The sequence below is a fragment of the Microvirga subterranea genome (assembly GCF_003350535.1).
GTDB lineage: Bacteria > Pseudomonadota > Alphaproteobacteria > Rhizobiales > Beijerinckiaceae > Microvirga > Microvirga subterranea.
The window spans coordinates 1-7635 of record NZ_QQBB01000026.1 but is presented as its reverse complement, the minus strand read 5'-3'; the positions used below and the strand labels follow the sequence as shown (position 1 = coordinate 7635).

At 60.9% G+C, this 7635-nt stretch carries 7 protein-coding genes; 4 read left to right on the top strand and 3 right to left on the bottom strand.

Annotated features, from left to right (window positions below):
* Positions 1-177 precede the first annotated feature (177 nt).
* The 3 genes from DES45_RS24510 to DES45_RS24500 all read right to left on the bottom strand — a co-directional run bounded on the left by DES45_RS24510 (position 178) and on the right by DES45_RS24500 (position 2460).
* The gene (locus tag DES45_RS24510) at positions 178-1149 is read right to left on the bottom strand and encodes a glycoside hydrolase family 26 protein (protein WP_170151635.1); all 972 of its coding nucleotides are present in this window, start codon (positions 1147-1149) and stop codon (positions 178-180) included.
* 37 nt (positions 1150-1186) lie between these two features.
* Entirely contained in the window at positions 1187-1741 is a 555-nt protein-coding gene (locus DES45_RS24505) for a DUF995 domain-containing protein (RefSeq protein WP_114773543.1), read from the bottom strand.
* Between the two features lie 110 nt (positions 1742-1851).
* Positions 1852-2460: a DUF995 domain-containing protein gene (locus DES45_RS24500; protein WP_170151634.1), complete on the bottom strand. Its 609-nt coding sequence runs from the start codon at positions 2458-2460 to the stop codon at positions 1852-1854.
* A gap of 335 nt (positions 2461-2795) precedes the next feature.
* Between DES45_RS24500 and DES45_RS24495 the strand changes: the two genes are divergently transcribed.
* From DES45_RS24495 to DES45_RS24480, 4 genes are all read left to right on the top strand, one after another.
* Positions 2796-3878 carry a UDP-glucuronic acid decarboxylase family protein gene (locus DES45_RS24495; RefSeq protein WP_114773541.1) on the top strand — a complete coding sequence of 361 codons (1083 nt, stop codon included), beginning with the start codon at positions 2796-2798 and terminating at the stop codon, positions 3876-3878.
* Positions 3875-4879 (top strand): UDP-glucose 4-epimerase GalE, encoded by a 1005-nt coding sequence (gene galE / locus DES45_RS24490; RefSeq protein WP_114773540.1) that lies wholly within the window; start codon positions 3875-3877, stop codon positions 4877-4879. The genes DES45_RS24495 and galE overlap by 4 nt, the downstream gene beginning before the upstream one ends.
* 34 nt (positions 4880-4913) lie before the next feature.
* Positions 4914-6704 (top strand): glycosyltransferase family 2 protein, encoded by a 1791-nt coding sequence (locus tag DES45_RS24485; protein WP_114773539.1) that lies wholly within the window; start codon positions 4914-4916, stop codon positions 6702-6704.
* A 453-nt stretch (positions 6705-7157) separates the two neighbouring features.
* Positions 7158-7610, top strand: a complete 453-nt coding sequence (locus DES45_RS24480; protein ID WP_114773538.1) for a MarR family winged helix-turn-helix transcriptional regulator — start codon at positions 7158-7160, stop codon at positions 7608-7610.
* The last annotated feature ends 25 nt before the right edge of the window (positions 7611-7635 follow it).

Here is a 7635-nt window from a genome sequence, read left to right as displayed (position 1 = left end):
GAACGACGCCTTCGGCTACTACGGTGACCGCAACAACGCCGAGTTCGGCGTCGTGCGCGCCGGCCTGAACTTCAAGTTCGGCACCTACTAAGACCTCTTGCCTCACGGCAAACCTGAAAGGCCCGGGATCTCTCCCGGGCCTTTTTACATTTCGTTCCAAGGTGATCTGCCGGCTGATCACTCTGCCGGCGTGTCGGCTTTTACGGTCCGACCACTCAAATCATCGGGCGTCAGTGCCGAAACGGCCTTCGGTTTGCACCGGAAGAAGTCGCCGTCCGTGATGCGCCAGTCCGGTTGGCCATAGGACTTCGGCCAGCGCCACGTTTCGCGCGCATTGAAGTAGACGATGGCCTCCATGTTGGCGAACTTGCCGATCCGTTCCTGTGCGCAGGAGAGCCATGCCTCCCTGTAATCATCGTCACCTTCGACGCCGAACTCGGCGAGGACGATCGGCTTGCCGTATCCTGCCACGCGGGTGTGCAGTGCGCTGAACTTCTCCTCGAAGGTGCGGCGGTCGCCGTGGTCGCGGTTCCAGGCTTGCACGTCGAAGAGAGTCAACCCGACGAACTCAACATAAGTGTCACCCGGGTAGTACGCACCGAGATTTTGCTCCCCCTTGGGTGTCCATCCGAACCTCGCGTTCGGCGCAAGCGGACGGCACTGATCGACAAAGTACCGGTAGGCCTTCTGATATGTCTCGGGATCCTGATTGGCCCAGGGGAAGCGCCCCTCCGTCTCGTCCATCTCATGGCCCCAGCTGACCATGGACGGGACCTTCGAGGCTCCAATGGCCTGGCAGACCGTCTTGATCTCCTTGTCGAAACCACCGGAGAGAACATCGGACAGCAGAGTCGAGTGACCGTCCTTCCAGTTGTCGGCCCGTGTCCATGGCTCCACCGTCACCATGATATCCCGGCTGCGCCGGGCTGCGCCGGCCGCAAAGGCGCGGTACTGTTCCGGATCGAACTGCTGCCAGTAAACGAACGTGTGCTCGATTCCGATATTCTTCTCGTCCTTCAGCAGACGATGCGGGTCGTAGACACCGAGCTTCGGGAGGCCGGGAGCGCCATCGGCTTGGGCACTGCTCCACTCCATGTTCGCCGCAGCGAGAACACAGGCTAGGGCGACAAGACTGAACTCAAGTCTCATTGGATTATCCTCACGCGAGGCACATTGCCTTGGATGGCTACTTTCGCTTCCGTTGGCTCGACGATTGCGCCGCCTGCTGCGGACGCATCTGAGCCGCGATGCGGTTGCCCTCGACCAGCTTGTTGAACTCGTCCGCATCTTCGGAGGGCGAGCGCTTGAACGCGTACCAGGTGCCACCCGGCTCACGCCGCTGATAGATTGCGTCACCTGAGACGAAGTGAGTGAAGCACGTCTCCGACCGGCTCTTTCCGGATGCGGTCTTCCACATGCCTTGGAAGCACATCCGGCCTTTGTTGCTCGTGCTCCACTTTCCGTTCGTCACGGTGGCGCGCTTCCGGTCGACACCCGAAACAGCATCGAAACGTCCGCTGGGATCCATGTAGCCGCCGCCGCTCTCCCACAGCCATGTCTTGCCGCTGTAGAGCCGGCGGAGCTCGGTCGCGGACATCGGTCGTCCGGATGCGATCTCCTTCGGAACCGCCGCCGACTTACTTCCGGTCTTGTTCGTCACGGCGGCTGCGTGGCCGACAAGCGTCATCAGGCAGCAGCACGCCACGAGCGTCTGAAGGGAAAGCTTCCATTGGCGTTGCATGAACCTGCCTCGAGTCTTACGTCATGATCCGCCGTTCGCGTTCCCGGCGGGATTCCAGGAACGCGTTCGGCCTGTGTTGAATTGGCTGCCGAGCTAACGACGCGCGTGCGTCACATGATGATGCCGTACAGGTACTTCGACCGGATATCGCTCATCTTGTCGCTGATCCGGTTGCCCAGAACGATCTTGCGGAACTCATCCTTCGGGCGGGCGCGCGCATTTCTAAAAACATACCACTCGCCATCCTCGCCCCTCTTCTGAAGGATGTTTCCGTTCGCCACCTTGTGGTAGAAGCAGGTCTTCTCCGCATTCTTGCCGACCTGACCGTTCCAGAGAGCCTGGAAGCACAGCTCGCCCTGGCTGCCCGCCGTCCACCTGCCCCGCGCCAGGAACGCGGATGTGGGCGAGTTGCCGACGGCGGCATAGAACGCACCGCTCGGATCAAAGTATCCGCCGCCTTCGGACCAAACCCAGGTTCGACCGCTGTAGATCTGCTGAAGCTCACTAACCGTAAGGGCGCGCTCATCCGGCCTCCGGACGACCTCGGCCCGGTCGGCAGGAGCGACGGTCCGCGCTTCCGCCCGAACGGCTGCGCTCCGCAGAGATGCCGGGCGGGAAGATGTCTGAAGAGCAGCCTGCGAGCGCACGTTGCAACGACAGACCATTCCCTTCTGCAGTGTCACGAGCCGGCAGTTGTCGTAGCGGCTGGCATGACTCACGGGAGGGGTACACTGCGCCCCCTGAGCAGTTTGCCCAAGCGCACCGGCAGTAGATGCAAGAATTGCCATGCCGCTCGCAAAAGCAATCTCATGTAAACGTAACATTGTTTACCCCTCGAAGGGAGAAAATCGTCATTCGCGTTCATCACGCGTTAACCAGTAAGCTAGAACCAACGCATCGACCTATCAAGAGATTTTAAAAAAAATTAAATAAAATTTTACTCAAATCCGAATGTGCGCTAGAAGGTGACCAAGAGGAAGGCTGGATCTGATCGACGCCAGCGCCGGCCAGCCTCGCCATCCTGACCTTCTCCTCCCATCGCCAAGGCGGCACCATGAGCAGCGGAAGCACATCGCATTTTCGGCAGCAGAGGCTCCATGCCTCGACCGCTTCCTCCACAACGGACTTTTCCACAGCCACCCCGGCGGGAAAGCGCATCCTGGTCACGGGCGGCGCCGGCTTTTTGGGATCTCATCTCGTGGAGCGCCTTCTTGGCGCAGGGCACAGCGTCCTGTGTTTGGACAACTTCAGCACCGGCACTCACCGCAACCTTGATGGGCTGCGGGGCCGCACTGATCTGACGATCGTCGACCACGACGTCGCGCTTCCGTTCGACGTCGGCGCCTTCGATGAGATCTACAATCTCGCCTGCCCAGCATCGCCCCCGCACTACCAAGCCGATCCGATCCAGACGACGAAGACCTGCGTCCTCGGCGCCCTGAACGTGCTGGAGGTCGCTCGCCGGTCCAATGCCCGCGTGCTCCAGGCATCCACATCGGAGGTCTACGGCGATCCGAATGTCCATCCGCAGCGGGAAACCTATTGGGGGAACGTCAACCCGATCGGACCTCGGGCGTGCTATGACGAAGGCAAGCGCTGCGCCGAAACGCTGTTCTTCGACTATTCCCGCGCCCATGGCGTAAGCGTCAGGGTCGCCCGCATCTTCAACACCTACGGCCCTCGGATGCGTCCTGACGATGGACGGGTCGTGTCGAACTTCATCGTCCAAGCCCTGCGCGGAGACGATATCACCGTCTACGGATCGGGAGGGCAGACCCGCTCGTTCTGCTACGTGTCCGATCTCGTCGATGGACTCGTGCGCCTCATGGAGTCGCCCGACAGCGTCACGTCTCCGGTCAATCTCGGAAATCCTGGAGAATTTACTGTCGGGGAACTCGCAACCATGGTGGTCGAGATGGTCGGATCCCGCTCCAGCATCGTCTACCATCCGCTGCCGGTCGACGATCCTCGTCAGCGCAAGCCGGACATCAGTCAGGCCAAAAGGTACCTCGACTGGACCCCGAAGGTCTCCCTGAAGGAGGGCCTTGCCAAGACCATCGACTATTTCGACTCGGTCCTCTCGGCACCGGCTCTGCATCCGACGAAGGAAATCGCCTGCGAAGTGAGGGCCATGTGATGGCTCCCGCCGTTCTCGTCACCGGCGGCGCCGGTTTCATCGGGAGCCACGCCTGCAAGCTTCTGGCCCGGAACGGGTTCGAGCCCGTCACCTATGACAATCTTTCGACTGGCCACCGTGATGCGGTCCGCTGGGGGCCGCTTGTGATCGGCGACATTCTCGATCGACGGATGCTCCAGAATGCCTTCAAGGCATTCAATCCTGTTGCCGTAATGCATTTTGCGGCAGTCGCATCCGTGGCCGAGTCCGTCGTCAATCCCGCCCTCTACTACCGAAACAATGTCATCGGGACTCTCGCACTCCTCGAGACATGCAAGGAGTTCAAGCTCGAGAACATCATCTTCTCGAGCAGCTGCGCGACTTATGGCATCCCACCCGCGCTCCCGATCCGCGAAGAGACGCCTCAGCAGCCCATCAACCCTTACGGCGGGAGCAAGCTGATGGGCGAGATGATGCTGCGGGAGTTCGAGGAGACATGTGGCTTGCGCCATGTGGCCCTGCGCTACTTCAATGCATGCGGAGCGGATATCGATGGTGAACTCTGCGAACGCCACGATCCGGAGACACATCTCATTCCCAGGGTCCTGATGGCTGCCTCCGGGCTGTCTCCCTCGTTCGAACTGTTCGGGGAAGACTACCCCACTCCCGACGGAACCTGTGTCCGTGACTATGTCCATGTCGACGATCTCGCCGAAGCGCACCTTTTGGCTCTGCACTACCTGCTGGATGGCGGAACGAGCCTCGCATTGAACGTGGGCACCGGCGCCGGGCTTTCGGTGCGGGACATCGTCAGGTCCGTATCACGCATCACCGGACGGAACGTTCCGACCCTCGCCCGTCCGCGCCGCCCTGGCGACCCACCGGCGCTCTATGCCGATGGAGACCTGATGAGGGAGAAGCTTGGTTTCGTACCTCGCTATTCGGACATCGACACCATCATTCGGACGGCGGCGCCCCACTTTGGCCTCGGCCTCCTCTCCGATCTCCGGGCGATTGCCTGACCCCTACCCCATCGACGAGTTCAAGAGCACAAGCATGGCACGCGACGCCGATCTCGTTGCGACGAGGCACGAGCCGTTCCTCATTTCTCTTCTGAAGCCGATCGACAAGCTGGAATTCGGTTTTCTCGGCCTGTTGTGGCTCATGTCCCTTGCGCTCTTCTGGACGTGGTGGTTCGATCCGGAGCACAATATCGGCACTGGGCGATATGTATTCGCCAGTCTCATACTGGGCTGGCTCACATTCTGCCCTCTGTACTTCTTCGTCGTGTTCTACTTCGGCAAGGTTCCGAACCCGAAGCTTCCCGTTCCGCGCAACTATCGGGTCGCCATGGTGGTGACCAAAGCGCCGAGCGAGCCTTTCGACGTGGTTCGGGAAACTCTGGAGGCGATGCTTCGCCAGACGTATCCTCATGACACATGGCTCGCGGACGAGGATCCGCAGCCGCAAACCATTGCTTGGTGCGAAGCGCATGGGATCAGGATCTCGACGCGGAAGGGGCGCGAGGACTATCACCGCAAGACCTGGCCTCGACGGACGCGCTGCAAGGAAGGCAATCTTGCCTTCTTCTACGATCACTTCGGCTACGAGAATTACGACTTCGTCTCGCAGCTCGATGCGGACCATGTGCCCGAGCCGACCTATCTGGAGGAGATCCTCCGGCCGTTCGCGGACCCTCGGGTCGGCTACGTGTCGGCACCCAGCATATGCGACAAGAACGCGGCGTCGAGCTGGTCGGCCCGCAGTCGCCTCTTCATCGAGGCGCCGATGCACGGCGCTATGCAGGCGGGCTATACCGGCCTTCTGACGCCGCTCTGCATCGGCTCCCATTATGCCGTCCGGACGAAGGCGCTCAAGGAGATCGGGGGGTTAGGCCCCGAGCTGGCCGAGGACCATTCGACCACCCTGTTCATGGCAGCCCATGGCTGGCGTGGCGCTCACGCCATGAATGCGATCGCTCACGGCGACGGTCCGGCAAATTTCGCCGACCTCGTCACCCAGGAATTCCAATGGTCGCGCAGCTTGGTGACCCTGCTCCTGCAATATACCCCCGAGCTCTTTCGTAGATTGCCCCTCCGCCTGAAGTTCCAGTTCCTCTTCTGTCAGCTGTGGTACCCCCTCCTGGCGCTCACATCTCTGGCGATGTTCGCAACTCCGGCAGCCGCACTGGTCTTCGATTTCAATCTGGCTGGCGTCACATATCCGGAATTCGTTCTCCATGCCGCGCCACCTGCATTGCTCCTCACGGCCGTGATCATCCGTCTCGCACGTCTTGGTCATTGCCGCCCGGTTCAGACGAAGGTGCTCAGTTGGGAGGGGGCTCTCTATCCTCTGGTCCGCTGGCCATGGGTCCTGATCGGAACGGTGACGGCGCTGAGAGACTGGTGGACGGGAGCCGCGGTCGAGTTCCGCGTGACTCCGAAGGGATCGGCCGCAGATTCAGCGATGCCCGTCCGGGTCGTCACTCCCTTCGTCCTTCTCTCCGTCGGATCCGCCCTTCCGGCCCTTTTGCTCAGCGACATCCGGGATGCGCAAGGGTTCTACTTCATCGCCCTCCTGAACGCGACCTTCTATACGATCCTGACGCTCGTGATCTTCATGATGCACAATCGTGAGAACGGCCGGCCGCAGATTTTCGTCCTCGCGGCTGGCCGGAGCCACATGGTCCTGCAGGCGATCGCCGCGCTCGTCATTCTTGTGCCGCTGGCGGCAATTCCCGCGCGTCTGCCCACTGGATTGAATGCTGTGCTCGAGGGAAGCGAGCGGGTCATTCCGTCCAAGCACTTGCGCCGCTACGTCGTGCGTGTCAGCTCTGCGGCTATGTAAGGGGGATTCCCTGGGTGCGTGCCGCCCCTGCGATCCCCCTCCACCCGGCCTGTCTCCGCGATATCGATAGAGATCCATGCTTGTGCTCTCGAAGCAGCCCCGCGGCCGCCAGCCATAATGGTTCGGAAGGCTGATATGCTTTTCCACACACTTCGTGTGGAACCGGCGTTCCGCTATGTTGCCGCCCGTGAGGGTCACGAGAAGAAGGCATAGATCAGGTCAGGTTTTCCGGTCCGGAAAACCGTCGACTCGATGAAAGGTGGATTATACCGTTGCTTGCCATCCTCCGGGCGATTTGCCATCCATGGCGGAGACGGCAACGGCTGCAGCACCCAGCGGGCGACGGGCCTGCCGAGTCCGCGGACCGGCTGCGTCGTGACGCCGGAGCAACTGGACGAACTTGTGTCGCGTGAGTAGTCCCTTGGGAATGCTTACAAGCAATATGTGAGAACAATGAAAGAAGAGTACCTTGCCGTCATTGCCCTTGCCGAGCGCCTGCACCGTCGCACCCTCGACGTCGTGCAGATTGAACTGACGCGTCTCAAGGTCACCGACGTCAGCGCGGTACAGGCGATGATCCTTCTCAACATGGGCCCGGAGGAGGTTACCGCAAAGGATCTGATGGTGCGGGGCGCCTATCAGGGCACGAATATCTCGTACAACCTCAAGGGGCTTACCGAACGCGGCTATATCGTCCAGACGCGCTCGGAGAATGACAAGCGGGTCGTTCTCATCAAGGTGTCTCCGAAAGGCACCCGCCTTCTAAAGGACCTCAACAAGTTCTTCGATCGGGTTGCGACCGATCTCGTCGACCGTGCGGTGGACGAGCAGATGCTGAAGTCGTGTCGTTCAGCGTTGGACCATCTTGAGCAGTTCACGACGCGTCAGAGCCTTGGGGTGGTTTAGGCTCCTGCCCTGGTGGCGGGTGTTT

What these genes read in the sequence shown, in the direction of transcription:
- DES45_RS24510 (WP_170151635.1), bottom strand. Translation starts at nt 1,149, where the DNA reads ATGAGACTTGAGTTCAGTCTTGTCGCCCTAGCCTGTGTTCTCGCTGCG.
- DES45_RS24480 (WP_114773538.1), top strand. Translation starts at nt 7,158, where the DNA reads ATGAAAGAAGAGTACCTTGCCGTCATTGCCCTTGCCGAGCGCCTGCAC.
- DES45_RS24485 (WP_114773539.1), top strand. Translation starts at nt 4,914, where the DNA reads ATGGCACGCGACGCCGATCTCGTTGCGACGAGGCACGAGCCGTTCCTC.
- DES45_RS24505 (WP_114773543.1), bottom strand. Translation starts at nt 1,741, where the DNA reads ATGCAACGCCAATGGAAGCTTTCCCTTCAGACGCTCGTGGCGTGCTGC.
- DES45_RS24495 (WP_114773541.1), top strand. Translation starts at nt 2,796, where the DNA reads ATGAGCAGCGGAAGCACATCGCATTTTCGGCAGCAGAGGCTCCATGCC.